Here is a 23,369-nt window from a genome sequence, read left to right on the forward strand (position 1 = left end):
TCCGCGCACCACCGCCCCGCCAGCACCGCGCCACCACGCCGACCACCAGGCCCCACGGCCGCACCAGGGGTTCATCGCCCCTCGGCGAAGCCCAGGACCGTACGGGCGAAGCGCCCCGCCACCGGACCCTTCGGCGCCCCGCCGCCAAGCCCTTCGCCACCCCGCCACCGGGCCCCGTCGCCCTCGCCGCGGGGCCGTCCGGCACCCCGCCACCGCACCGTTCCGTGCGCCCGCCGCGACCGGCCGGCCGCCCTCGCCCGCGCAAACCCGCGCCAGGGCGGCGCTCCTGGCCGCTTCCGCCGACCACCCGCCGGCCCACCCGGGCTCCCCCGCCCGCGCCCCCACCCCCTACTTCACAGCCGACGCTCGAAGCACCAGGACGCGTTACCTCCCGCGTACGGGCCGAAGTTCGGTATCCGGACATAGCCGCAGCGGGTGTAGAAGCGCACCGCGGCCGGCTGTCGGTCACCGGTCTCCAGGCGCAGGGCGCCCCAGCCCCGCCCCCGCGCCCACTCCTCAAGCCCGCCGAGCAGCCGGCCGGCAACTCCCGTACCGCGCCGGTCAGGTACCACGTACATCCGCTTGACCTCGCCCACCCCGGCGCCGAGCGCACGCAGCCCGCCGCAGCCCACGGGCGCACCGCCGGGCCCGTACGCCACCAGGAACACAGCGCTGTCCGCGGCGGACGGCGCGGGCCCCGGCTCGCTGTCCGGGGTGCCGTAGAGCCCGGCGATCTCGGCCCGCTGGCGGGCACGCAGCGCGACCGCGTCCGGATGCGCCCAGGGCACCTCGGCGAGCACCACGCCACCGGCCTCGCCGGCCGCACCGGCCGCGTCATCGACCGCGCCGGCCGCTCGACCGGTCGTACCACCAGCCGCACCACCGAGCGCACTGCCGACCGAGCCCCGGGCCGTACCACCCGCCGAGCCCCCGGCCGCGCTACTCGCAGTGACGCCCCCGCCCACACCCGTACCGCTCCCCGCACCCGTCTCCGTATCGATCTCCATGCGGCGCGATTGTGTCGAACACGTGTTTCCTGCCGGTAAAAATACGAGCGGGACATCGCACGGACCTGCGGCCGGTGACCGGTACGGGTGCCACGGCGCCGCAGGACCGGCGCGGACCGGATGCCGATCCGGACACCGGCGCCCACCGCCGCTCCCGGACGCCGACCTGACGCCGCGATCCCGCCGGAGACGGGGCGAGGCGGGCGGGGACGGGCCGGGGGCAAGGCGCAGGGCCGGGCGGCCGAGCCCGCGGGCGGCCGGCGCGTGACCCGTCCTCAGAAAATTCTCGATTCCTGCGTGACGTTCGGGGCAAAGGGGGTTCCAAGTACCCGTCAGCGTCCCGTCGTCCGGGCGCACCGGCGGTTGCCTCCCCGGGGGCCCGCGGAGCGACCGACGGCGGCTCACGGCGGCGTACGGAGGCGGGTGGACGAACGCAAGACGAACACCGGACGGCGACCGTCCCAAGACGCCCCGGCACCCACCGCGGACGACGGACAACAGAACCACGACCCCGCACGACCAGGCACCACCGCAGCCGCAATGACCCAGCAAGCCACAGCAACCACAGCAACCCGCAAGACCTACGCACACCCACGCACACCAGCAAAGATCCGAAGGAGAGCAACCCTCATGACGACGAAGACGGCCACCGCCGCGATCAACGAGCCCCGCACCGGTGAGACCAAGCCGACCGCCGGTACCACGCTGGAGAGTTCGTCCGGTGCCGACAGCCAGCCCGCGACCCGAGGCAAGACCTCCATCGCCGACGGCGTCGTCGAGAAGATCGCCGGCATGGCCGCCCGCGAGGTCGCCGGCGTGCACGCCCTCGGCGGCGGTCTCGCCCGCACCCTCGGCGCCGTCCGCGACCGCGTCCCCGGCGGGCGCCCCAACGTCGCCCGCGGCGTCAAGGTCGAGGTCGGCGAGCGGCAGACCGCGATCGACCTGGACATCGTCGTGGAGTACGGCGTCCCGATCACAGACGTCGCCGGCGACATCCGGGAGAACGTCATCGCCGCCGTCGAGCGCATGACGGGCCTCGAAGTGGTCGAGGTCAACATCGCGGTGATCGACGTGCACCTGCCGTTCGACGACGAGGATGACGACGAGGCCCGCGTCCAGTAACCGGGCCCAGTAACCGGTCAGGTAACCCGTCCCATAACCCCCGCCCGGCCGCCCCGTCCCCCACGCTCACCGCGACCGGCCGGCTGACCGACCGGCCACAACCCCGCCCGACGCCCCGTACGACGCCCCGCGGCAGGCCGCACCACCCGGCAGCAGCACGCCGCCAACACAGCACCACACGCGGCACGCAGCAGCCAGCAGCCAGCGGCGCAGCGCCCCACCACGGCAACCCGCCGCGGCCAGCGGCTCGCCGCACCCCGGGCGTCCCGCAGTCCCCGTCCCACGCCGGCCCACGTCCCCCGGGCGCCCAGCCCGGGGGCCCGGGCCCGCCCCGTCCCCGCACCCCCAAGGAGGAGGCCATGAGCAACGCGATCGTGGGCCTCGCCGTCGGCATGGCGCTCGGCTTCGCCGGTTACTTCGGCGGATTCACCGCCTTCCTGCTGGTCGCCGCGCTCGGCGCGGTCGGCTTCGTCGTCGGCCGGCTCGCCGAAGGCGACCTGGACTGGAGCCAGTTCGCCCGCCCGGGCCAGGGCCGCGCCCCCCAGGACCGTCCGACCACCCGTACCCGAACCACCCAACGCAGCAGGCTCAAGTGACCATCCCCGCAGCCCAACGCGGCGCCCTCAGCATCGCCGACCGCGTCATCAGCCGTACCGCCACCGCGGCGGCCCGCGAGGCCCTGCACGACCTCGACCACCCGACGGCCACCGCCCGCGCCACCGCCGTCACCCGGCGCGGCAGCGCCCGGTTGAACCTCGCCCTCGACCTGCCGTACCCGATCGACATACCCGCCACCACCGACGCCGTCCACCACCACGTCGCCCGGCGCACCGAAGGGCTCGTCGGTCTGCCGGTCGCCACCGTCCGCATCCGCGTCGAGCGCCTCCACCTCCCGCAGGCCGAGGCCGGCGACGACGGGCGGGTGCGGTGAGCACCACGTCCGAGGAGAAGCCGACCGGGGTGCCCCGCGGCCACACGCCCCGCCCCTGGTCGGCGCGGCGCGGCCCGGCCGCGGTGCTCGCCCTGCTCGGCTCCGCCGCCTGCGGCATGCTCCTGTACGACCAGGTGGCCGTGTACTACGGGCGGCCCGCCGCCCCCTGGCGCACCCACACCCGCGACTGGCTCGCGGACACGCCGGGCACCAGTGGCTGGGTGATCGGCGCCGCGGCCGTACTGGCCCTGCTCGGCCTCTACCTGATGTTCCTGGCCCTCACCCCCGGCGGCCGGCGCCGGCTGCCAATGGCCCCCGCAGGCCCCTCCGTACGGGCCGTGCTCGACCGCGCCGGCGCCGCCACCCTGCTACGGGACGCGGCGCTGCACACCCCCGGAGTGACCGCGGCGCAGGTACGGATGCGCGGCCGGAGCCGGGCCGTGGTGTGGGCCACCCTGTCGTACGGCGACGGCCGCTCCGTCCGCGCCGCCCTCCACACGGCCCTGCTCGAAGCGACCGACAGCCTCGGCCTGGCCCACCCACCCCGCCTCACCCTGCACATCACCACCCCACCCCAGCCCCGCACCCCCGCGCCCGCAACGGCGCCAACGCCTACGCCGACGGCAGCGCCAGCAACGAACACCGTCGTGGCCGAGACAGGCACGGTCGCCTCAAGTACGGGCGGGACGGGCCGGGGCGAGACAGGTACGGGCGGGTCGGGCACCGGTGGGTCAGCCGCGGCCACCCCGGACACGGCCGAGAGGCGCGGGAACGAGCCGACCACGCCCACCCCAGACACCGGCGAAACACCCACGACCAACCCAGGTCCGACCACCCCGAACACACCCCAGCCACAACACCACCCGCAAACCCGCCCCCAAACCCAGCCACCAACCCACCCACCGACACCCGGAGGAGAGGAGCCAGCCGATGGATGACCGCCCCGGCAGCCGCCTGTTGAACCGGGCCCTGCTGGCCGTGCTCGGCCTCTCCGGCCTCACCGCAGGCACCTGGATCGCGGGGACCGGCCTGGCCGCCCGCGGCGACCTCCCGTACGAGCTCCCCGCCTGGTGGCCCCGCTGGCACCCGCGCGCCGAACTCGTGGACTGGCTGGCCGCCACCGAGGTGCGCGACCGCGGTTGGTGGCCGGCGGCCGTGCTGGCCGCGCTCGCCCTCGGCCTCCTCGCCCACGCCTGCTGGCTGCTGGCCCAACCACCGCGCGCCCCCCGCAGCCTGCCCGTCCCCACGCCCACCCCCGACGATGCGGCGGAAACTCCCCACCACACCCTGCGGACGTCCGCCCTGACCCAGGTGATGACCGCCCAGGCGGCCGGCCTCCCCGGCGTGCGGCGCGCCCGGGTGCGCCTCACAGGCAACAGGCGCCGCCCCCGCGCCCGCCTCACCCTGGTACTCGCCCCGGACGCCAGCCCCCGCGCCGTCCTCACCGCCCTGACCCACGGCCCCCTCGCCGACGCCCACCACAGCACCGGCCTCCCCGGCCTCCGCTCGGGCCTCCACCTCAGCGTCGCGAGCCGCACGGCACGCCGAGCACGCTGAAACCGGCCCCACGACGGCCGGACCAGAAGACGACGGAGCCTGGCGGGCGTGCCCCCACCCATCCCGGGCAGGCTCCGGCATGACCGCTAACGCCCTCTGTATCGAGCAGATCAGTTCCGCAGCGGGGCAGGTCTAGAGACCTTCTACACGCGCCTCGGCTGGCGGGAGGTCAGCCGCTGGCCAGCGGCCCTACGGCTTGGCCCGGGCGCGGACCGCGACGAAATCCTGCTGTTCCGCAGGCTCTAGCTGGGGCGCAGCCCGCCCGTCGGGCGCACCAGCAGCCCGGCAACGGCGCGCCACCGCGCCCCTCGCACCCGCACGTACCAGGTGCGACCTGGTCTTTCCTGGTGGGCCATCAGGGGCTCGAACCCTGAACCAATGGATTAAAAGTCCACTGCTCTGCCAATTGAGCTAATGGCCCGCACCACGCAGCATAGCCCGGCGCTCCGCCGGGCCCCGAGCGCATAAGGAGTTCGGGGCTCTCACCCGCCCGGCGCGGAGGCGCGCGGCCGGTGCGTACGGCAAAGCGGCGGGGCCCGTACGACACGTCGTTCCGTGTCGTACGGGCCCCGCTCACCGTGCTGCGTCAGCCGTTGCGCTTCCAGCGCGGCTTGTCGTCGCGGCGGCCGAAGGAGCCCGTGCCGGCGCCCCGGTGGTCATCGCGACGGCCGTGCGGGCGGTCGCCGGCCGAGGGGCGGTGGCCGCCGGCGGGGCGGTCGTCCCGACGGTCGCGGTTGTACGGGCGGTCCGAGCGGAACCCGCCCTGCGGGCGCTCGTCGCGACGGAAGCCGCCGGAGGGACGGTCGTCACGGCGGAAGCCACCCGAGGGGCGGTCGTCACGACGGTCGAAGGAACGGCCACCACGGTCGTCACGACGCTCGTCACGACGGAAACCACCCGACGGACGGTCATCGCGACGGAAGCCGCCAGAGGGACGGTCATCCCGCCGGAAGCCACCCGAGGGACGGTCATCCCGACGGTCGAAGGAACGACCACCACGGTCATCCCGACGCTCATCACGACGGTCGAACGAACGGCCACCACGGTCATCCCGACGCTCGTCACGACGGAAACCACCCGACGGACGCTCGTCCCGACGGAAGCCGCCAGAGGGACGGTCATCACGCCGGAACCCACCCTGCGGACGGTCATCCCGACGGTCGAAGGAACGACCACCACGGTCATCCCGACGCTCATCACGACGGTCGAACGAACGGCCACCACGGTCATCCCGACGCTCGTCACGACGGAAACCACCCGACGGACGCTCATCACGACGGAACCCACCCTGCGGGCGGTCATCGCGCCGGTCGCGGCGCTCGAAGTTGCCCCGCTCGTCGCGGCGCTCGTAGCTGCCGCGCTCCTGCTCCTGCTGGGCCGGTACGGCGCTGTCGGCGGCCGGCGCGGCCTCCGGGGTCGCGGCGGTCGGCGCGGCCTCCTGCGTACCGGTCGGCTGCTCGCCGGCCTCGGCGGTGGCAGCGGCGGCGCTCGGGGCAGCCGCAGCGGCGGTCACGGCCGCCGCCGGGTCCTCGCCGCGCTCGCGGGCCGCGCGGGCCAGCAGCCGGTCGGCCTCCTCGCGCAGTTCGGTCGCGCGCCGCTGCACCTGCTCCAACTGACGGGTGAGGTCCTGCACGTCGCGCTCGGCCTGCTTGGCCGAGTTCGCCGCCGACTCGGCCTGCACCTCGGTGAGCGAACGGGCACCAGTGATACGCGCCACATCGTCGTCGAAGGCGCCGGCGCCACCGACGATGTGCCGCGAGGCGTCCACGCCCGCGTCCTCCATCAGGCGGAAGATCTGCCGGCGCTGGTGCGGCAGGGCCAGCGAGACGACGGTGCCGCTCTGCCCGGCGCGGGCGGTACGGCCCGAGCGGTGCAGGTAGTCCTTGTGGTCACCGGCCGGGTCCACGTTGAGCACCAGGTCGATGCCGTCCACGTGGATGCCGCGGGCGGCGACGTCGGTGGCGACCAGGACGTTGACGTAACCGTCCTTGAAGTCGGCCAGCGTGCGGGTGCGCGCGCCCTGCGTCATGCCGCCGTGCAGCGCGTCCGCCCGTACGCCGGCGTCCACGAGCTGCTCGGCCACCCGGTCGGCGCCCATCTGGGTGCGGACGAAGATGATGGTGCGGCCCTTGCGCGCCGCGATGGCCGCGGTGACCGGGGCCTTGTCCTTCGGCTTCACGACGAGCACGTGGTGGCTCATGGTGGTCACCGCGCCCTGCGCCGCGTCCACCTCGTGCGTGACCGGGTTGGACAGGTAGCGCTTGACCAGGGTGTCGATCTCGTTCTCCAGCGTCGCGGAGAACAGCATCCGCTGGCCGCCGGTCGGCACCAGGTCGAGGATCTCGGTGACCTCGGGCAGGAAGCCCATGTCGGCCATCTGGTCGGCCTCGTCGAGCACCGCGACCTGCACCTGGTCCAGCGTGGCCGCACCGCGGTTGATGATGTCGCGCAGTCGGCCCGGGGTGGCGACCAGGATGTCGACGCCGCGTTCGAGGGCGTAGATCTGGTTGCCCATCGAGGTGCCGCCGCAGACCACCTTGAGCTTGAGGCCGAGCACGTCGCCGTACGGCTGGAGCGCGTCGGAGACCTGCATGGCCAGCTCGCGGGTGGGGGTGAGGATCAGGCCGCGGGGGCGCTTCTTCTCGGTGAAGCCGCCGGAGAGTTGGGCCAGCAGCGGGAGGCCGAAGGAGAGCGTCTTGCCGGAGCCCGTACGGCCGCGGCCGAGGATGTCCTTGCCGGCCAGCGCGTCCGGGATGGTCGCGGCCTGGATCGGGAACGGGGTGGTCACACCGTTCTGCTTCAGCTTGCGCACGACCTGCTCGGGGAGGCCGAGGTCGGCGAAGGTGAGGGTCTTCTCGGCGGGTTCGTCGGCGCCGCCGTCGAACTCTTCGCCCGCGGCGGCGGTTTCGGCCGGCTCGGGGGCGGTTTCGACCTGCTCGGCGGCGGGGGCGACCTGCTCGGCAGCCGCGGCGGCGGGGACGTCCCCGGCTGCCGCAACGGACTCGGCGGGCTCAGCCGGCTCGACGACCGCAGCGGGCTCGACCGCGGCGGCGGACTCGGCGGACTCGGTGGTGAGCGCCGCGGCGCTCTCGGGGGTCACGCCGACCTCGTCGAGCTCGGGCATGACGGTGTGCTCAGCAGAAATGGACATGCGAAACGCGAAACCTTCCGGAGTTACGGCACGCGCCCAGACTCCGTGTGATTTCGCAAACGACCGCCTCAATGCGGTCAGCCACGGCAAGGAAAGGAACGCGCCACGCGGCGCGCTCCGGGAGGGTTCTCCGAAGTCGGCCGGGCAAATGGGATCAAACGATCTACCACCATACGCACCCCGCCCCCCGGAAGGCAAATCCCGCCCCCGGGCCCCGGCGCCTGCGGCGACCCTGACACCTGCGGCGGCCCCGGCACCTACCTCCGACCACCGGGGCCGACGCCCCCGATCGGCATCCGGGCTACCCGCTGCGGCCGGCCCCGGCGGCCGGCACCCGTGACCGACGTCACCGCTCCCGCAGCGGCTTGGCTTGCGGCGGCGGCTCCGTCCCCTCCGCCGGCGGCGGGGTGGTCGTCGGCGGCACGGTGGGCGGCTCGGTGGTCGGCGCCGGCACCGTGGGCTCCGGCGGCGGGCTGCTCGGCCGCGGCGCGGTCGGCCGGGGCCCGGGCAGCGTCACCGTCGGCGCGGGCTCCGGAGTACCGGGCTCCGGCGGCGGCTCGACCGCGGGCGGCGGACTCTGCGACGGGCTCTGCACCGCCCCGGGTCTGCCCTTGCCCTTGCTGCCGCCGGGCCCGGGGGTCGCCTCCCGCTCCTCGTCCCCGTCCCGATCCGCCCCGCGGGACGGGCCGCCCGAGGCGTTGGGCCCCGCCTGCGGGTGGGCCCGCCGCTCCCCGTCCGGCAGTACGGCACTGCCACCCGGCCCCGGCGCCACCCCGTCCGGCCGGCCGTCCCGCCCCGCGCCACCGACCGGATGAGACCGCTCCGGTTCCGAGACGTTCATGCAGCCCCCCAGCGCCACGGCGGCGAGCACGGCAGCCGCGACCCGGGCCGGAATACGGACCGGCGCACGCGGTACGCGATGGGGTACGGCGCCCGAGCGGCGGCGGACGCGAGCGGCGCAGTCAGACATTGCAGACATGGGGGAACTACCTTCCAGCGCGCGACGAATGAGCCTCCTGCCCAACTGGCCCCGCCCCGCCCAGGACACGCGCCCCACCCATGAGACACACCTCACCCACCCCGTTCACACCGTACGGGCCAGCGGCGCCGTACGGGCCAGAGGCCACGGGCCAGCACCGGAGAGACCGGGGCCAGCGACCAGAGCCGGGGATCAGAGGATCAGAGGTCGAGGCCCCGGATCAGCCGTACCCCAACGCGTGCAGACGGTCATCGTCGATCCCGAAGTGGTGCGCGATCTCGTGGACCACCGTCACCTCGGTCTCCGCCACCACTTCCTCGCGGCTGCCGCACATCCGCAGCGTGGGGCCGCGGTAGATGGTGATCCGGTCCGGGAGCACGCCCGCGTACCACTCGCCGCGGTCGGTCAGCGGCGTCCCCTCGTACAGCCCGAGCAGCTCCGGGTCGTCCGCGGGGGGCTCGTCCTCCACGAAGACCGCCACGTTGTCCATGAGCCGCGTCAGCTCGGGCGGGATGCGGTCCAGGGCCTCGGCGACCAGTTCCTCGAACTCCTCGCGCGTCATTTCCAGCACCCCGCCATTGTCGACCAGCCCCCCGCCGTACGCCCCACCCGCGCACCACCCGGTCCGCGCCCCCGGCCGGCCCCTGCCCCCGCGACCACGGCCCGCCACCGCCCCCGACGTCCACCACACCCACCCCATCCGCCCACACCGCCCCGTACGCACCCCCGTACGCCCATCGAACGCCCTCACCGGCCGACCACCACGCGCCACCGCGCCCCACGACACCCGGACGGGTCACACCCGCGCGGAGCCCGGCGGGAAACCGTTTTGGCGATCCCTGTCGGCATCCCATATGCTTCTCACGTCCCCGAAGGCGCCGGAAGGCGCACACGGTGGGCCATCAGCCCTCATCGTCTAGTGGCCCAGGACGCCGCCCTTTCAAGGCGGTAGCACGGGTTCGAATCCCGTTGGGGGCACGCAAAACTCTATGCATTTATTTGTTGATGCATAGATTTTGGTCCTGTGGAGCAGTTTGGAGTGCTCGCCACCCTGTCAAGGTGGAGGCCGCGGGTTCAAATCCCGTCAGGACCGCTGCAACCGCAAGGTTGCGTGGCTGGGTAGCTCAGTTGGTACGAGCGATCGCCTGAAAAGCGATAGGTCGCCGGTTCGACCCCGGCCCCAGCCACAACTAAGGCCCCGATCTCCGGATCGGGGCCTTGTTGCGTATCCACGGAGTCCCTCAGCGGAAGGGAGCCCAGCGCGGCCCGCGAGAACCTCGTCGGAGGAGTTCCGCGCGTCCCGAGTCCCGAGTCCCGAGTCCCGAGTCCTACGGTGAGCAGGGCCGCGGCGAACGTGGCGGCGGCAGATTACCGGCGGGCCTAGTCGTCGGCGTAGTCGGTCGAGACGGCGAGCTGCCGCCATGCGGCCAGTTCGGCGGCGCGGCTGTGCAGCGTGTCGTCCAGGGCGCCGACACAGTCGCTGCCCAGGGGCAGTCGCGCGGGCGGCTGCCCCTGGGCAGTCGTCGCGACGATGGCTTCGGCGGCGGCTACGGGGTCGCCGGGCTGGCTGCCGCGGCGTTCGGCGAGTTGCCTGGCGAAGGTGCGGACGGTGCCGTCGTAGGCGTCGATGGGGTGTTCGGCGTGCCGGAAGCTGGTGTCGTCGAGGAAGTCGGTGCGGAAACTGCCCGGCTGCACGCATGTGACCGTGATGCAATACGGGGCGGCCTCGGCGGCCAGGGCCTCGGAGATGCCTTCCACCGCGTGCTTGGTGCCGGCGTAGGCGGACAGTCCGCCGACGGTGGCGATGGCGGCGATGCTTGAGATGTTGACGATACGGCCGCCGCCGGCGGCGCGCATGAGGGGCAGCACGGCGCGGGTGACGGTGAGAAGTCCGAACACGTTGGTGTCGAAGAGCTGTCGCACTTCGGCGTCGGAGGTCTCCTCGACGGCACCGAGCAGGCCGTACCCGGCGTTGTTGACCAGGACGTCGATGCCGCCGAACGCACTGACCGCTTCAGCGACGGCGGCGGTGACCTGGTCGGGGTCGGTGACGTCCATGCGCACGGCCAGCAAGTTGCCGGCCTCATCCGGGAAGTGCTTGGCGACGGAGCGGGGGTCGCGGGCCGCGGCCACCACCCGGTGGCCTGCGCGCAGTGCTGCGGCGGTGATCTCCCGGCCGAAGCCTCGGGACGCTCCGGTGACGAGCCAGACGCTCATGGTCGGTGTTCCTTTACAGAGTCGGTGGTGGTACCCAGGCGGTGGCTGCCGAGCAGCGCGAGTGCGTCTGCGGCGGGGCTGGCCGGCGCTGCCTGGTAGACGACGAGCTGCTGGCCCGGGCTGGAGTTGACGGTCAGGGTCTGGTAGTCGAGTTCGACGTCGCCGACCAGGTGGTGGCGGAACCGCTTGGTCTCCGCGACCTTGTTCCGCACGTCGTGACGCGCCCACAGCTGGGCGAAGTCGGGGCTCTTCAGCGACAGCTCGCCGATGAGCGCGATGGTCGCGGGGTCGTCGGGGTCGGCGCCCGCCCCGGCGCGCAGTGCGGCGGTGCAGTTCTCGGCGATCTGCGGCCAGTCCCGGTAGAAGGTGCGGGCTGCCGGGTTCAGGAAGACCGCGGTGACCAGATTGGTCTCCTCGCCCATCCAGTCGAACAGGGCCTCCCCCAGCGGGTTCGCGGCAAGCTGGTTGAGGCGGCGGTCGAAGATGAGCGCTGGGTTGGTGTGCCAGTCGTCCATGAGGCGGACCAGCGATGCGTGCGCGTACTCGCGTCGGCCCCGGGCCTTCCGCGGCGGCACGGGGCCGGCCAGGGTGCGCAGGTGCGCGGCGGCGTCCTCGCCCAGGGCGAGCGCGCCCGCCAGGGCGTCGACCACCTGGGGTGAGGGGCGCCGGTCGCGGCCCTGCTCCAGGCGGATGTAGTAGTCGGTCGACACGCCCGCGAGCATCGCCACTTCCTCCCGGCGCAGCCCCGGCGTGCGGCGCACCCCGCCGGGCAGGCCGTGCACCTGGGGGTCGGCGGCGGCCCGCCGCGCCCGCAGGAACTGGGCCAGGGGGCCCATGTCTGCGGTCACGAGAACGAGCCGAGGGTGTCGGTACCCAGACTCCACGCCATCGTCAGGTGCTGCCGTGCCACCTTCCATCCGTCGGCGGTGCGCACGAGGTTCCAGGTGTAGGAGCCACCGATGTCGAAGTGCGCGCCCTTCCGGCCGGCGTCGGGGACACCGACGAACAGCATGTACCCGATGCCGGTGGCGGTGTCGCCGTCGATCTCGAAGTGCGTGTTGAGGAGGTAGTGGAACATCGAGCCGTACGCGTCCTCGGCCGCGATCACCGTCTCCTTGATCGTGGACGCGCCGTACAGCGGTTCCCACGGGCCGAAGGCCAGCTCGGCGTCGGGGGTCCAGCAGTTGATCCAGGTGTCGTAGTCCTTGTGGTCCAAGGCGCGCCAGCCGCGCACGAGCAGCCCGCGGATTGCTTCCTTGTCCACCAGGTCGTGCAGCGCTTTCGCGAGCTGTGGAGACTGAACGGCGGTGTCGGTCATCGGATTTCCCTTTCGGTGCCCGCCCCTGCCTGCGGGGGAGTGCACTCAACGTAGGGACGGGCCGAGGGATCTGGGTGGACCTGCCGCTCCCACCCAGGGCCCGTGCGGTGGGGCGCCCCGGACTCGCCGGGCTCAGGGCAGGACATGCAGGCCGAGTGCGGTGGCGATGACGGCGGCTTGGTCGGGGTCGATGACCGCCTTGTTCAGCTTGGTGGTGAGCGGGTCGAGGCCATCGAGGTTGCTGTACCGCAGGTCGCATTCGGTGAGGTCGGCGCTGTGGAGCCAGGCCGCGGACAGGTCGCAGCCGGTCATCTCGGCCTTGCCCAGCAGGGCTCCGGTGAGGTCGGCCTCACGCATCCGGACGCCGCGCAGGGTGCAGCCGCGCAGGTCGGCGCCCGGAAGGCCGGCGAACGACCAGTCGCCGCCCTCCACCATCACCGCGCCCCAGCTGCACGAGTCGAACATGCTGCCGACGAACTTGCAGCGGGTAAACGCCGCGTCGAAGAACGAGCAGCGGACGAAGGTGCAGTTGGTGAACGCGGCGTCGCGGTGCACCGAGGCGTTGAACCGCACACCGCGGAACGTGCACTCGGTGAAGACCGCGCCGTCGTCGACGAGTTCCATCATGTCCACGTCGACGAACAGCACCTGGTCGAACCGTTCTCCGTGAAGTTCCGCGGCCCGCCACTCCGCCGCACGGACGGTACCGGTGGTCGGCGGTGCGGGCGCGCCGTGCTTGCGGTCAGCCACGGCGGGCCCGGAGCGGGCGGCCGGGAGTGGTCTCGTGCGTCATGCGGCAGGTCCTCCGACCTTTTGACTGAACGGCCGTTCACGCTACAGTTTGGCATGAACGAACGTTCAACCGAAAAGGTGAGGAAACCGGAGATGCCCAGAAGTCCCGAAGCTTCGGCCGCCGTCCGGGACGCCACCCGGGCCCGAATCCGCCGGGCGGCGGTCCTGGTGATGGCGGAGCAGGGCTACCAGGCCACCACGCTGCGCCAGGTCGCCGCCCGCGCCGGGGTCGCTGACGGTCTGCCGTCGCGCTACTTCGGCAGCAAGGCCGGCCTGCTGATCGACATCGCGGACGGCTGGCGCGACCGCACCAGGGCTGCTCTCGCCGCCCACCCCGGCGGCGGTCCGGAACACACGCTGCGGCTGCTCGTCCGCTCGGCCCTGCTGGGACTGGACACCGCTCCCGAGGAGGTCGACGAGGGGCGCGCGGTCGCCGCGCTGCTGGCCGACCCCGAGGCCAGGAGAGTCCTGCGCGACGCCGGAGCCGACATCGCCTCCGCCGACCTCCTGCAAGCCCTGGCCGACGCCGTCTCCCAGACCGGCTCACCCGACCCCGAAGGCGACCGGCTGCTCCTCCTGGCCGGAATCCGCGGCGGACTCGTCCTCGCTGCCGAAGACCCCGATTTCCCCCTGCGCCGCCTGGAGGAAGCCCTGCTCGACCGGGTCCTCAGGCACGCCCGGTAAGCCGGCCCCCCGCGCCCGGGCCGCCCCCGCACACCCCTGAAGGAAGCACCGCATGGACAGCACGCCCGTTCCCTCCGGCACCATCCGCCCGTTCCAGGTGTCCGTGCCCCAGGCCGCCCTCGACGACCTGGACGAGCGCCTCGCCCGCACCCGCTGGCCCGACGAGCTTCCGGACACCGGCTGGGAGTACGGCGTGCCGGTCGGCTACCTGCGCGACCTCGCCGAGTACTGGCGCACCGGCTACGACTGGCGCGCCCACGAAGCCCGGCTGAACGAGTTCCCGCAGTTCCTCACCGAGATCGACGGCGCCCGGGTGCACTTCCTGCACGTCACCTCGCCCGAGCCCGATGCCGTGCCGCTGATCATGACCCACGGCTGGCCCGGCTCGGTCCTGGAATTCCTCCACGTCATCGGACCTCTGACCGACCCACGCGCCCACGGCGGCGACCGGGCCGACGCCTTCCACGTCGTGGTCCCTTCCATCCCCGGGTTCGGCTTCTCCGGCCCCACCCGCGAGACACACTGGGACTACCGCCGCGTCGCCCGCGCCTGGGCCGAGCTGATGGAACGCCTCGGCTACCGCCGCTACCTGGCGCAGGGCGGCGACTTCGGCTCCGGCATCTCTCGGGAACTCGGCCTCGTCGCGCCCGACCGGTTGATCGGCATCCACCTCAACAGCCCGCCCACCTTTCCCGCCGGCGACCCGTCCGGCCTCGACGACCTGGACCGCGAACGGCTGGACAGCTGGACCCGCCACCAGCAGGAGACCTCCGGGTACGTCGCCGTCCAGTCCACCCGGCCGCAGACCCTCGCCTACGCCCTGCACGACTCCCCGGTAGGTCAACTGGCCTGGATCGTCGAGAAGTTCAAGGAGTGGACAGACTCGGTCGGCACCCCGGAAACCGCCGTCGACCGCGACCACATGCTGACCAACGTCACGCTCTACTGGCTGACCGGCACCGCCGGGTCCTCCGCCCGCCTCTACAAGGAGTCCGCACGCGTGTGGGGCGCCGCCGAGGAATCGCAGGTCCCCACCGGGATGGCCGTCTTCCCCCATGACGTCACCCTGCCGGTCAGGGCGTTCGCCGAACGACTCGACCGCATCGTGCACTGGACCGAGATGGACCGCGGCGGCCACTTCGCCGCCATGGAGGAACCCGACCTCCTCACCGCCGACATCAGGGCGTTCGCCCGCGCCCTGAAGGAGACGAGCCGATGACAAGGCGGTGGTTTTCCCGCCTCGACCACCAAGACTTCAGCGTCGTCGACGCCGGGACACTCGATCTCAGCGACGGCGTGTGGTGGCCAGTGGACCCCGGCTCACCCGAATGGGACGGCGTAGGAGCGGCACCGGGCCGCTACCGACTGCTGCTCGCCCTGCGGGAGGCGTCAGTCGTCGCCGCCGTCGTATGCCTGACGGACGAGCCCCCTGCCACCTGGAGCCCGGTCGGTACGCAGTGCCTGTGCCGGACAGGGCTGCTGTGGCTGACCGGACAGACGTCAACCGCGCCCGAGGTTCTGGCGGAGCGGGTGGCCGCGGCGCTGCCCCGGCTGGACCGCGACGGTGACGAGGACCCCGTCGACCTGGTGACCGAGGCGCTGGGCCAGGACGTCCCTGAGGGAGTCCCCGCCGCGTTCGCCGCAGGGTGGGAGCGCTACCCGGAGGGTCTCTGGATCATCTGGGGCGGCCACGAAGGGCCCGGTGTCACCCCTGGCCACGACCCGGAAGGCCGCACCACGGCACTCCTGCTGTGGTGAGCACCTGACGCTGTCGGGGATCTCGGGGCAGCACGGCCCGAGGAACCGTGCCGTGGCTTCCTCTTTCCGGCCTGCTGATCCCGGAGTTGACCGTGCGGGTCGCTCGCGCCAGTAACCCGAGGGGCACGACGGCGATGGCGATCCGCGGCCACCCCGGAGGGCCGCGGAGCAACGAGGGCTTCGAGCAGTGGCACCCGTGGGACGGACGGCCGGGGCTGTCGCCACGTCGCAGGGGAACACCTCCGCCACCTCCCGGCATCACGTTTCGCAATGTCGCAGCATCGACTCACGCCCCCGGAATGATGGGCATCCCCCATCGACTCAGCCACCACGATTTGCAGACGCAACAACAGGCCGCCCCGCGCTGGCACCTCAGCGCGGGGACAGGATCGAGGGGGCGAACGAGGCTCAGCCGACCCCAGAAGGGGCTTAGCTACCGGGCTCCCGTACATCGCCGCAGGTCAGCAAGGTGACGATGTCGGGTTCGCATCCCGTTGGGGGCACGCAAGAGCATGTGCGAGACTAGTGCTCGCACGTGTGCTTGGTCCTGTGGAGCAGCTTGGAGTGCTCGCCACCCTGTCAAGGTGGAGGCCGCGGGTTCAAATCCCGTCAGGACCGCTTGCAGTTCATTTCGGTGAACTGCGCGGCTGGGTAGCTCAGTTGGTACGAGCGATCGCCTGAAAAGCGATAGGTCGCCGGTTCGACCCCGGCCCCAGCCACCAGCAACGCGGTGGGGCCCCGATCTTCGGATCGGGGCCCCACCGCGTTCCCGGCCGTCTCTCGCACGCGGGCCACGGGCGACGCGCAGCCACCGCCGATTGCCCGCCTCCGGGCAGAGCACTCCCCCCGGCGGCCCGGCCCCACACCCCCCACCTGAACGGTGCAGCCCCGGCCCGCCGTGCGGCATCGCTCGGCGGGCCGGGGCGGCTGGGCATCAGCCCTGCTGGACGCCGGGGCGCCGGTCCTCGACGACGTAGCTCGCCCGGGTCGAGACCGGGGCGCCGGGGCGGGTGACGTACGGCAGGACGCGGAAGTCGCTGCGCCAGCGCCGCTCGTTGACGTTCACCCGGACGTAGCCGCGCTGGGCGTTGAAGAACTTCATGTGCGGGTTGGCCGCCAGGAAGGTGCGGCCCTGGTCGGTCATGTCCGAGCCGTCCGAGCCGCTGCTGATGGAGGTGCCGACGAACTCGGTGGCCACGGTGGCCGAGTCGGGGTTGCTGAAGTCGCGCTTCAGGTCCCACGCGTAGTTGGTGTGCCGGTCACCGGTGACCACCACCAGGTTGCGCACCCCGCGGTCCTGGGCCGCCGCCAGCACCCGGTCGCGGTCGGCCACGTAACCGTCCCACGGGTCCAGCCACACGTTCGTCTTCTCCGGGCTGGGGTCCCAGTCGGTCTGGCCCATCGGGCACTGGTTGCCCAGCACCTGCCACCTGGCACGGGAGTTGCTGAACCCGTCCAGCAGCCACCTGCGCTGCTGGGCGCCGAGGATCGTGCGCTGCGGGTCGAAGCGCTCGGTGCACTCGGCGGAGTTGCCGTCGCCGCACGGCTGGTCGTCGCGGTACTGGCGGGTGTCGAGCATGGTGAAGTCGGCGAGGGTGCCGTAGTTCAGCCGGCGGTGCAGGCGTACGTCGGGGCCGACGGGCATCTGTGCCCTGCGCAGCGGCATGTTCTCGTACATGGCCTGGAAGGCCGCGGCCCGCCGCTGCCGGAACACCGCGGGGTCCTGGTCGGGCTCCTTGTCGACCTGGGAGATGTCGCCGGCCCAGTTGTTCTCCACCTCGTGGTCGTCGATCGTCATGATCCACGGGAAGCGGGCGTGGGCGCGTTGCAGCGGGGCCTCGGACTTGTACAGCGCGTACTGCAACCGGTAGCGGGCGAGGTCGAAGGTCTCACCGTGGAACTTCTCGTCCGTGGTCACACCGCGCTTGTTCTTGCCCACGCCGGACTCGTAGATGTAGTCGCCCAGGTGCACGACCAGATCGAGGTCTTCCTCCGCCATGTGGTCGTAGGCGGTGAAGTACCCGTCCTGCCACGCCTGACAGGACGCGAAGGCGAAGTTGAGGTCGCGGGGGCGGGACCACGCGGCGGGCACCGTACGGGTTCTGCCCACCGGCGAGATGTGACCCCGCACCCGGAAGCGGTAGAAGTACACGCGGTCGGGCGCCAGGCCGTGGATCTCCGGGTGCACCGAGTGCCCCAGCTCCGGCAGCGCCACCACGCTGCCGCGCCGGACCACGTAGCGGAACCGCTCGTCAGCGGCCACCTCGTAGTGCACCCGCACCGGCTTGGGGGACATGCCACCCGTGCCGTCGGCGGCGAAGGGCTCCGGCGCCAAGCGCGTCCACAGCACCACCCCGTCGGGCCGCGGGTCGCCGGACGCGACACCGAGGGTGAAGGGGTCGGCACTCTTCGCGGGCGCCGCGAACGCGCTTCCAGCGCTCCACGCGCCGGTACCCAACAACACGGCAGCAGCACTTGCGCCGCCAACGCCAACCACCCGGCGGCGGGTCATCTCTCCAGAGCGCGTGGGCATGGATCTCCTCCTGCGACAGAAAACGGAATGATCCGCTCGATGTTCGGGAGTGCCCATGACATCCATGCCGGTGCCGCATGGCTTCTTGGTTAAAGGTTCAAGAGGAGGCTCAGCCGGAAAATCACGGTGCTGTCAGCACAGAGGCGTGGAGTCGCAAAGAAATGAGGACATAGGAAAGCAAGAGCGCAATACGCCGGAAATCATTGATCAGAATTGATTTCCGACCTTTCATGATTTGAGTCGTTCATGACCCGGGCAGTGATTCCGGGGATTCCCACTCCCATCCCCCACACCAGGATCACGGCCTCAATAGCGCGCCATCCCTCCGCTTTACGTCCACACCGGCTGACGGGAGCGGGCGCGGGGCGCCGACAGGGCCCGTACGTCCTGACCCCGCGGGGCCGGGTCACAGAACCGTCGGCCCCGCGGGGTCATTCATGCGTGCGCCGGGCAGCGCCCGCGGGGGCGCACTACGCCTGGGCGCCGTTGCCCCGCGCGAGGAGGGTGAGCAGGGCGTCGGCGGCGGGTCCGGAGGAGGCGGGGTTCTGGCCGGTGACGAGCAGGCCGTCGGTGATGACGTAGGGCTGCCAGTCGCCGACCTTGGAGTAGTCGGCGCCGAGCCGCTTCAACTCGTCCTCCACGAGGAAGGGGACGACGTCGGTCAGTTCCACCGCGGCTTCCTCGCCGTTGGTGAAGCCGGTGACCCTCCGCCCCTGGACGAGGGGCGTGCCGTCGGGGTTGGTGGCGTGGCGCAGGACACCGGGGGCGTGGCAGACCAGGGCGGCGGGCTTGCCCGCGCGCAGGACGGTTTCGATGAGTCGTACGGAAGCGGGGTCCTCGGCCAGGTCCCACAGCGGGCCGTGGCCGCCGGGGTAGAAGACGGTGTCGAAGTCGTCGGCGGAGACGGAGTCGAGCCGGAGGGTGTCGGCGAGGGCCGCCACGGCCTCGGCGTCGGCCTCGAAGCGGTGGGTCTGATCGGTCTGGAAGGCGGGTTCGTTGCTCTTCGGGTCCAGCGGCGGCCGACCGCCCCGGGCGGAGGCGAGGACGACCTCGGCGCCGGCGTCCTTGAAGCGGTAGTAGGGGGCCGCGAGTTCCTCCAGCCAGAAGCCGGTCTCGCGGCCGGTGGTGCCGAGTTCGCCGTGCGAGGTGAGAACGATGAGGATCTTCATGCCGTGAGTCCTTTTAGTAGACCGGTCGTCTTTACTGAGGTGCGGCAAGCGACCGGTGCGTTCAGGTGACCTGCTTGGGACGGGAGACCTCCCGAACCCGGGAACCCTTCTCGGGCCCGGGCGCGGGCCCTACGGATCCGGAGGCGGGCCCTACAGGCGCAGGAGCTGACGGGTGACCGTCGTCGCCGTGTCCAGCGGGCCTACGTCGCGGTGGATCTTGGCCATGACGCTCGCCCCGAGCCACATGTCGTACAACGCCTGCGCAAGGTCGCGCGGCGCGCCGTCGACGGATATCGAGCCGTCCTCCAGACCGGCCGCGATCGCCCGCTCCAGGCGGTCGACGACGGCGGTGGTGCCCTCCTTGAGGGCGATCCGCATCGCCTCCGACAGGTCGGAGACCTCCGCGCCGAGCTTGACCGCCAGGCACTTGCCCTGACATGCGTCGACGCTCTGCGTCTCGCGCCAGTTCCGCCAGTAGTTCATCAGCCGCTCGGCCGCGGTCAGGCCCGGCTCGGCGAGTACGCGGTCCAGGTCCGCCAGGTAGTCGGCGAAGTAGGCCCGCATCATGGCCTCACCGAAGGCGTCCTTGGAGGCGAAGAAGTGGTAGAACGACCCCTTCGGCACCCCGGCCGCGGAGAGCACTTCGTTGATGCCCACCGCGGAGAATCCCTTGCGGGACATGATCCGCTGGGCGGCGTCGAGGATGCTGCGGCGGGTGTCGCCCTGTGTGGTTGGCATGGCTCGACCCTAGCTCCCATTAGACCAGTCGTCTATCGCGTTGCGCACGTCAGCGGTCAGCCGTACGACCCGGCGCGTCAGCGGCCGACGAAGTCCAGCAGGATCTCGTTGACCTCGGCCGTGTGGGTGGTGAGCAGCCCGTGCGGCGCGCCGTCGATCTCCACGTACTCGGCGGCGGGCAGGGCCTCGGCGAAGCGGCGGCCGGTGGCGTCGATCGGCAGGGTGCGGTCGCCCGTGCCGTGCACGATCAGGGCGGGGACGTCGATCCGCGGGATGTCGGCCCGGAAGTCGGTGGCCCAGGTCAGCGGGGCGGCGGCGGAAGCGATCGGCCCCGCGCCCGCCGCGACGTTCCAGGCGTTGCGCACGGCCTCCTCGCTCACCCGGGTCCCCAGGTTCTCGTCCAGGTTGAAGAAGTCGGCGTAGAAGCCGGTGAAGAAGGCGTAGCGGTCCTTCTTGACCGTCTCGGACACGCCCTCGAAGAAGGAGAGCGGGGCGGCGCCGGCGGGGTTGTCGTCGGTGATCGCCAGATACGGCTCCAGTGACGCGAGGAACACGGCCTTGGCGACCCGGCCGGAGCCGTAGACGGACAGGTAGCGGGCGACCTCGCCGGTGCCCATCGAGAAGCCGACCAGGATCGCGTCGCGCAGGTCGAGCGTCTCCATGACGGTGTTCAGGTCGGCGGCGAACGTGTCGTAGTCGTAACCGGTCGCGGGCTGGCTGGACTTGCCGAAGCCGCGCCGGTCGTAGGTGATGACCCGGTGGCCCGCCGCCAGCAGCGCGGGGACCTGCCCCTCCCAGGAGTTGCCGTCCAGCGGGTAGCCGTGGATCAGCACGACCGGCCGCCCGGCACCCTTGGCCCCCTTGTCTTCGTAATGCAGTTCGATGTCGGTGCTGTTCTCCGTACCGACCTTGATGCGTCCCATGTCGCCTTCCCCTTCCGGGAGTTCGATGTCCTTCGCGTTCCGACATCGATGACTATACGACCGGTCTACTCGACCCGCTACCCCTTCCGCGGCGGATGTCGGCCAAGCCGCTCCCGCAGGGGCCGGCGGCAGCCACGGCCCGCCCCTCCGGCCGGCCGCCCCGCCGGCCGGGGCCACCACCGGGCCCGTCCCGCACCCGGGGAGCCAAGCGCCAGGGCCCGCGACGTGCGGATCAGGGCACCGTGACGACCACCTTGCCGCGGGTGTGGCCGCCGGCGTTCAGGCGCTGGGCCTCGGCCGCGCGTTCCAGGGGGAAGGTCTTGGCGACCTCCACGGCGATCTCGCCGGCCTCGGCGAGGTCGGCCAGCGCCGTCAGGTCAGTGGCGTCGGGGCGCACCCACAGATAGCGCCCGCCGAGCGGGACCACCGCCGGGTCCACGATCGACGCGATCCGGCGGGGGTCCTTCACCAGGTCGGCCGAGACCGTCACCGCATCGCCGCCCACCAGGTCGAACACCGCGTCCACGCCCTCCGGCGCGAGCTCCCGCACCCGGTCGCCGAGGCCGTCGCCGTAGCGGACCGGCTCGCCGCCGAGGGCGCGTACGAAGTCGTGGTTGCGCGGGCTGGCCGTGCCGATCACCCGGGCGCCGCGGTGGCGGCCGAGCTGTACGGCGAGCGAGCCGACGCCGCCGGCCGCCGCGTGCACCAGCAGCGTGTCGCCGGGGCCCACCCGCAGCGCGCCGATGAGCGCCTGGTACGCCGTGAGCCCGGCCAGCGGCAGTCCCGCCGCCTCCGCGAAGCTGAGACCGGCGGGCTTGCGGGCCAGGGTGCGCACCGGGGCCGCCACGTACTCCGCGAACGTGCCGCCCGACAGGGAGTCCTTCCGTACGTAGCCGATGACCTCGTCGCCCTCGCGGAACTCCGGGGTGTCGAGCCCGCCGCGGACCACCACTCCGGCCACGTCCCAGCCCGGCACCACCGGGAAGGCCACGTCGAGCAGCGAGTTCAGGTGGCCGGCCTGCGCCTTCCAGTCGACCGGGTTCACCGCGGCGGCCTCCACCCGCACCAGGACCGCATCGGGCCCCACCTTCGGCTCGGGCAACTCGCCGTACTCCAACACCTCAGGGCCGCCGTAGGCCCGGTAACTCACAGCCTTCATGGACGCGTCCTCCTTGGACGTGGGGGTGTGGGGCGGGTACGAGGAGTGGAGCGGTGTCGGAGGTACGGGGCGTGGCGCGGCAGCGGAGGGGCGTCGCGCGGGCGCGCCGCCGGGGCCGGGCCCGCCGCCCGAGCGGGGACGCCGCCCGAGCACGGACGCCGGGTGCCCCGGCGCGCCGTACCCGGGCCCCCGACCACGCTAGGCCGCCGGCTCGACGACGAGCGCCCGCGCCGCACGGCCGCCCGGGTGGTGGCGTCACGGGGCTTTGGGCCGTCTGCCGGGTTCAGGCCCGGCCCGCTCCTCCCCCGGCCCCCCGGCAGGAGGGACAGCCGCCCCGCCCGCTCCCCCGGCAGGCCAGCGCCCTCCCCCGGCGAGTCCCGGCCACCCGCGCGGCCCCCGCAGGGCCCTCACGCGCGCCCCCGTTCGCAAATGGTTCGCCAGCTCTTTCGTCGAGGTGAGATCCTTGGCCGCGTATGTCCACTCAGCCTGCCCCCGCCCTGCCCGCCCTGCTGGGGCGGCTTCCCGAGCTGATGCTGCGCGATGAGCAGCGGCTGGGGCGCCGACTCGACGGTGCGCGCGGGATTCGTAAGCCCGAGGCCCGTGCGGCCGTGCTCGCCGAGATCGCCGGCCAGATCGAAGCGGCCGAACGGCGGGTGGCCCAGCGCCGCGCCGCAGTGCCGCAGATCAGCTATCCGGAGTCGCTGCCGGTCAGCCAGAAGAAGGACGAGATCCTGGCGGCCATCCGCGACCACCAGGTGGTGATCGTCGCGGGCGAGACCGGTTCCGGCAAGACCACCCAGATTCCGAAGATCTGCATGGAGCTCGGACGCGGCGTGCGCGGGCTCATCGGCCACACCCAGCCGCGCCGGATCGCGGCCCGTACGGTGGCCGAGCGGATCGCCGACGAGCTCGGCACCCAGCTCGGCGAGACCATCGGCTGGAAGGTGCGGTTCACCGACCAGGTCGGCCCGGACACCCTGGTCAAGCTGATGACGGACGGCATCCTGCTGGCCGAGATCCAGACCGACCGCGAGCTGCGCCAGTACGACACGATCATCATCGACGAGGCCCACGAGCGCAGCCTCAACATCGACTTCATCCTGGGCTACCTGGCCCAGTTGCTGCCCCGCCGCCCCGACCTCAAGGTCGTGGTGACCTCGGCGACGATCGACCCGGAGCGGTTCGCCCGGCACTTCGCGGCCTACGCGACGGTCGGCGGCGCGGCGGGCACCGCGGGCCCGGCCGGCCGCAGGACCCGCCGGGGCGTCCGCCGCGGCGACCGGGCACGCGACGCGGCGGGCCAGCGGCCCCAGGACGAGGGCGCGCCGGCG

General features: G+C 72.6%; 21 protein-coding genes, 6 tRNA genes and 1 pseudogene. 14 read left to right on the forward strand and 14 right to left on the reverse strand.

Annotated elements, in window-relative coordinates; translation table 11 throughout:
• Positions 1 to 353: 353 nt before the first annotated feature.
• On the reverse strand, positions 354 to 1,007 hold the full coding sequence (locus ACMA1D_RS27565) for a GNAT family N-acetyltransferase (RefSeq protein WP_414726716.1): 654 nt from the start codon (positions 1,005 to 1,007) through the stop codon (positions 354 to 356).
• 630 nt (positions 1,008 to 1,637) lie between these two features.
• Here ACMA1D_RS27565 and ACMA1D_RS27570 point away from each other — a divergent pair.
• The 5 genes from ACMA1D_RS27570 (at position 1,638) to ACMA1D_RS27590 (ending at position 4,617) form a co-directional block, all read left to right on the forward strand.
• Positions 1,638 to 2,129, forward strand: a complete 492-nt coding sequence (locus ACMA1D_RS27570; RefSeq protein WP_414726717.1) for an Asp23/Gls24 family envelope stress response protein — start codon at positions 1,638 to 1,640, stop codon at positions 2,127 to 2,129.
• Between the two features lie 359 nt (positions 2,130 to 2,488).
• On the forward strand, positions 2,489 to 2,725 hold the full coding sequence (locus tag ACMA1D_RS27575; RefSeq protein ID WP_414726718.1) for a hypothetical protein: 237 nt from the start codon (positions 2,489 to 2,491) through the stop codon (positions 2,723 to 2,725).
• Positions 2,722 to 3,060 (forward strand): hypothetical protein, encoded by a 339-nt coding sequence (locus tag ACMA1D_RS27580; RefSeq protein WP_414726719.1) that lies wholly within the window; start codon positions 2,722 to 2,724, stop codon positions 3,058 to 3,060. Before ACMA1D_RS27575 ends, ACMA1D_RS27580 begins: the two co-directional genes overlap by 4 nt.
• Positions 3,057 to 3,998 (forward strand): DUF6286 domain-containing protein, encoded by a 942-nt coding sequence (locus tag ACMA1D_RS27585; protein ID WP_414726720.1) that lies wholly within the window; start codon positions 3,057 to 3,059, stop codon positions 3,996 to 3,998. The genes ACMA1D_RS27580 and ACMA1D_RS27585 overlap by 4 nt, the downstream gene beginning before the upstream one ends.
• On the forward strand, positions 3,991 to 4,617 hold the full coding sequence (locus ACMA1D_RS27590) for an alkaline shock response membrane anchor protein AmaP (protein WP_414726721.1): 627 nt from the start codon (positions 3,991 to 3,993) through the stop codon (positions 4,615 to 4,617). Before ACMA1D_RS27585 ends, ACMA1D_RS27590 begins: the two co-directional genes overlap by 8 nt.
• 345 nt (positions 4,618 to 4,962) lie before the next feature.
• Here ACMA1D_RS27590 and ACMA1D_RS27595 read toward each other — a convergent pair.
• The 4 genes from ACMA1D_RS27595 to ACMA1D_RS27610 form a co-directional block, all read right to left on the reverse strand.
• Positions 4,963 to 5,038 (reverse strand) — tRNA-Lys (locus tag ACMA1D_RS27595).
• A 165-nt stretch (positions 5,039 to 5,203) separates the two neighbouring features.
• Positions 5,204 to 7,768, reverse strand: a complete 2,565-nt coding sequence (locus ACMA1D_RS27600) for a DEAD/DEAH box helicase (RefSeq protein WP_414726722.1) — start codon at positions 7,766 to 7,768, stop codon at positions 5,204 to 5,206.
• 346 nt (positions 7,769 to 8,114) lie between these two features.
• Positions 8,115 to 8,747 (reverse strand): hypothetical protein, encoded by a 633-nt coding sequence (locus ACMA1D_RS27605; protein WP_414726723.1) that lies wholly within the window; start codon positions 8,745 to 8,747, stop codon positions 8,115 to 8,117.
• A 220-nt stretch (positions 8,748 to 8,967) separates the two neighbouring features.
• On the reverse strand, positions 8,968 to 9,318 hold the full coding sequence (locus ACMA1D_RS27610) for a metallopeptidase family protein (protein WP_414726724.1): 351 nt from the start codon (positions 9,316 to 9,318) through the stop codon (positions 8,968 to 8,970).
• 334 nt (positions 9,319 to 9,652) lie between these two features.
• On the opposite strand from ACMA1D_RS27610, the gene ACMA1D_RS27615 reads away from it, so the two are divergent.
• The 3 genes from ACMA1D_RS27615 to ACMA1D_RS27625 all read left to right on the forward strand — a co-directional run bounded on the left by ACMA1D_RS27615 (position 9,653) and on the right by ACMA1D_RS27625 (position 9,934).
• Positions 9,653 to 9,725, forward strand: a tRNA-Glu gene (locus ACMA1D_RS27615).
• 40 nt (positions 9,726 to 9,765) lie between these two features.
• A tRNA-Asp gene (locus ACMA1D_RS27620) sits at positions 9,766 to 9,840 on the forward strand.
• 20 nt (positions 9,841 to 9,860) lie between these two features.
• Positions 9,861 to 9,934 (forward strand) — tRNA-Phe (locus tag ACMA1D_RS27625).
• 193 nt (positions 9,935 to 10,127) lie between these two features.
• On the opposite strand, the gene ACMA1D_RS27630 is transcribed toward ACMA1D_RS27625, so the two are convergent.
• The 4 genes from ACMA1D_RS27630 to ACMA1D_RS27645 all read right to left on the reverse strand — a co-directional run bounded on the left by ACMA1D_RS27630 (position 10,128) and on the right by ACMA1D_RS27645 (position 13,032).
• Positions 10,128 to 10,964 (reverse strand): oxidoreductase, encoded by an 837-nt coding sequence (locus tag ACMA1D_RS27630; RefSeq protein WP_414726725.1) that lies wholly within the window; start codon positions 10,962 to 10,964, stop codon positions 10,128 to 10,130.
• Positions 10,961 to 11,812 carry a helix-turn-helix transcriptional regulator gene (locus ACMA1D_RS27635; RefSeq protein ID WP_414726726.1) on the reverse strand — a complete coding sequence of 284 codons (852 nt, stop codon included), beginning with the start codon at positions 11,810 to 11,812 and terminating at the stop codon, positions 10,961 to 10,963. The genes ACMA1D_RS27630 and ACMA1D_RS27635 overlap by 4 nt, the downstream gene beginning before the upstream one ends.
• Positions 11,809 to 12,282, reverse strand: coding sequence for a nuclear transport factor 2 family protein (locus tag ACMA1D_RS27640; protein WP_414726727.1), 474 nt, complete (start codon positions 12,280 to 12,282; stop codon positions 11,809 to 11,811). Before ACMA1D_RS27640 ends, ACMA1D_RS27635 begins: the two co-directional genes overlap by 4 nt.
• 132 nt (positions 12,283 to 12,414) lie before the next feature.
• Positions 12,415 to 13,032 carry a pentapeptide repeat-containing protein gene (locus ACMA1D_RS27645; protein ID WP_414726728.1) on the reverse strand — a complete coding sequence of 206 codons (618 nt, stop codon included), beginning with the start codon at positions 13,030 to 13,032 and terminating at the stop codon, positions 12,415 to 12,417.
• A 135-nt stretch (positions 13,033 to 13,167) separates the two neighbouring features.
• Between ACMA1D_RS27645 and ACMA1D_RS27650 the strand changes: the two genes are divergently transcribed.
• The 5 genes from ACMA1D_RS27650 (at position 13,168) to ACMA1D_RS27670 (ending at position 16,238) form a co-directional block, all read left to right on the forward strand.
• Positions 13,168 to 13,758: a TetR/AcrR family transcriptional regulator gene (locus ACMA1D_RS27650; protein WP_349994021.1), complete on the forward strand. Its 591-nt coding sequence runs from the start codon at positions 13,168 to 13,170 to the stop codon at positions 13,756 to 13,758.
• A gap of 52 nt (positions 13,759 to 13,810) precedes the next feature.
• Complete coding sequence (locus tag ACMA1D_RS27655; RefSeq protein WP_414726729.1) at positions 13,811 to 14,977, forward strand: epoxide hydrolase family protein; 1,167 nt, start codon at positions 13,811 to 13,813, stop codon at positions 14,975 to 14,977.
• Positions 14,974 to 15,516, forward strand: a complete 543-nt coding sequence (locus tag ACMA1D_RS27660) for a hypothetical protein (protein WP_414726730.1) — start codon at positions 14,974 to 14,976, stop codon at positions 15,514 to 15,516. Before ACMA1D_RS27655 ends, ACMA1D_RS27660 begins: the two co-directional genes overlap by 4 nt.
• A gap of 543 nt (positions 15,517 to 16,059) precedes the next feature.
• Positions 16,060 to 16,134, forward strand: a tRNA-Asp gene (locus tag ACMA1D_RS27665).
• Between the two features lie 27 nt (positions 16,135 to 16,161).
• Positions 16,162 to 16,238 (forward strand) — tRNA-Phe (locus ACMA1D_RS27670).
• Positions 16,239 to 16,450: 212 nt separating this feature from the next.
• Here ACMA1D_RS27670 and ACMA1D_RS27675 read toward each other — a convergent pair.
• From ACMA1D_RS27675 to ACMA1D_RS27695, 5 genes are all read right to left on the reverse strand, one after another.
• Complete coding sequence (locus ACMA1D_RS27675) at positions 16,451 to 18,049, reverse strand: alkaline phosphatase D family protein (protein ID WP_414726731.1); 1,599 nt, start codon at positions 18,047 to 18,049, stop codon at positions 16,451 to 16,453.
• 470 nt (positions 18,050 to 18,519) lie between these two features.
• Positions 18,520 to 19,218 carry a type 1 glutamine amidotransferase domain-containing protein gene (locus ACMA1D_RS27680; RefSeq protein WP_414726732.1) on the reverse strand — a complete coding sequence of 233 codons (699 nt, stop codon included), beginning with the start codon at positions 19,216 to 19,218 and terminating at the stop codon, positions 18,520 to 18,522.
• A gap of 150 nt (positions 19,219 to 19,368) precedes the next feature.
• Positions 19,369 to 19,956, reverse strand: a complete 588-nt coding sequence (locus ACMA1D_RS27685; protein ID WP_414726733.1) for a TetR/AcrR family transcriptional regulator — start codon at positions 19,954 to 19,956, stop codon at positions 19,369 to 19,371.
• Between the two features lie 77 nt (positions 19,957 to 20,033).
• Positions 20,034 to 20,879, reverse strand: coding sequence for an alpha/beta fold hydrolase (locus ACMA1D_RS27690; protein WP_414726734.1), 846 nt, complete (start codon positions 20,877 to 20,879; stop codon positions 20,034 to 20,036).
• 232 nt (positions 20,880 to 21,111) lie between these two features.
• Positions 21,112 to 22,038 (reverse strand): NADP-dependent oxidoreductase, encoded by a 927-nt coding sequence (locus ACMA1D_RS27695; protein ID WP_414726735.1) that lies wholly within the window; start codon positions 22,036 to 22,038, stop codon positions 21,112 to 21,114.
• Between the two features lie 473 nt (positions 22,039 to 22,511).
• Between ACMA1D_RS27695 and ACMA1D_RS27700 the strand changes: the two are divergent.
• Positions 22,512 to 23,318: pseudogene (locus ACMA1D_RS27700) on the forward strand (DEAD/DEAH box helicase); the annotation flags it as partial.
• Positions 23,319 to 23,369 lie beyond the last annotated feature (51 nt).

Source organism: Streptomyces sp. 796.1, assembly GCF_047525675.1.
Taxonomy (GTDB): domain Bacteria; phylum Actinomycetota; class Actinomycetes; order Streptomycetales; family Streptomycetaceae; genus Streptomyces.

Coding starts and splice junctions, on each gene's coding strand:
- ACMA1D_RS27575 (WP_414726718.1), top strand. CDS start 2,489: ATGAGCAACGCGATCGTGGGCCTCGCCGTCGGCATGGCGCTCGGCTTC.
- ACMA1D_RS27605 (WP_414726723.1), bottom strand. CDS start 8,747: ATGTCTGCAATGTCTGACTGCGCCGCTCGCGTCCGCCGCCGCTCGGGC.
- ACMA1D_RS27565 (WP_414726716.1), bottom strand. CDS start 1,007: ATGGAGATCGATACGGAGACGGGTGCGGGGAGCGGTACGGGTGTGGGC.
- ACMA1D_RS27655 (WP_414726729.1), top strand. CDS start 13,811: ATGGACAGCACGCCCGTTCCCTCCGGCACCATCCGCCCGTTCCAGGTG.
- ACMA1D_RS27680 (WP_414726732.1), bottom strand. CDS start 19,218: ATGAAGATCCTCATCGTTCTCACCTCGCACGGCGAACTCGGCACCACC.
- ACMA1D_RS27630 (WP_414726725.1), bottom strand. CDS start 10,964: ATGAGCGTCTGGCTCGTCACCGGAGCGTCCCGAGGCTTCGGCCGGGAG.
- ACMA1D_RS27695 (WP_414726735.1), bottom strand. CDS start 22,038: ATGAAGGCTGTGAGTTACCGGGCCTACGGCGGCCCTGAGGTGTTGGAG.
- ACMA1D_RS27640 (WP_414726727.1), bottom strand. CDS start 12,282: ATGACCGACACCGCCGTTCAGTCTCCACAGCTCGCGAAAGCGCTGCAC.
- ACMA1D_RS27685 (WP_414726733.1), bottom strand. CDS start 19,956: ATGCCAACCACACAGGGCGACACCCGCCGCAGCATCCTCGACGCCGCC.
- ACMA1D_RS27660 (WP_414726730.1), top strand. CDS start 14,974: ATGACAAGGCGGTGGTTTTCCCGCCTCGACCACCAAGACTTCAGCGTC.
- ACMA1D_RS27600 (WP_414726722.1), bottom strand. CDS start 7,768: ATGTCCATTTCTGCTGAGCACACCGTCATGCCCGAGCTCGACGAGGTC.
- ACMA1D_RS27570 (WP_414726717.1), top strand. CDS start 1,638: ATGACGACGAAGACGGCCACCGCCGCGATCAACGAGCCCCGCACCGGT.
- ACMA1D_RS27650 (WP_349994021.1), top strand. CDS start 13,168: ATGCCCAGAAGTCCCGAAGCTTCGGCCGCCGTCCGGGACGCCACCCGG.
- ACMA1D_RS27675 (WP_414726731.1), bottom strand. CDS start 18,049: ATGCCCACGCGCTCTGGAGAGATGACCCGCCGCCGGGTGGTTGGCGTT.
- ACMA1D_RS27690 (WP_414726734.1), bottom strand. CDS start 20,879: ATGGGACGCATCAAGGTCGGTACGGAGAACAGCACCGACATCGAACTG.
- ACMA1D_RS27590 (WP_414726721.1), top strand. CDS start 3,991: ATGGATGACCGCCCCGGCAGCCGCCTGTTGAACCGGGCCCTGCTGGCC.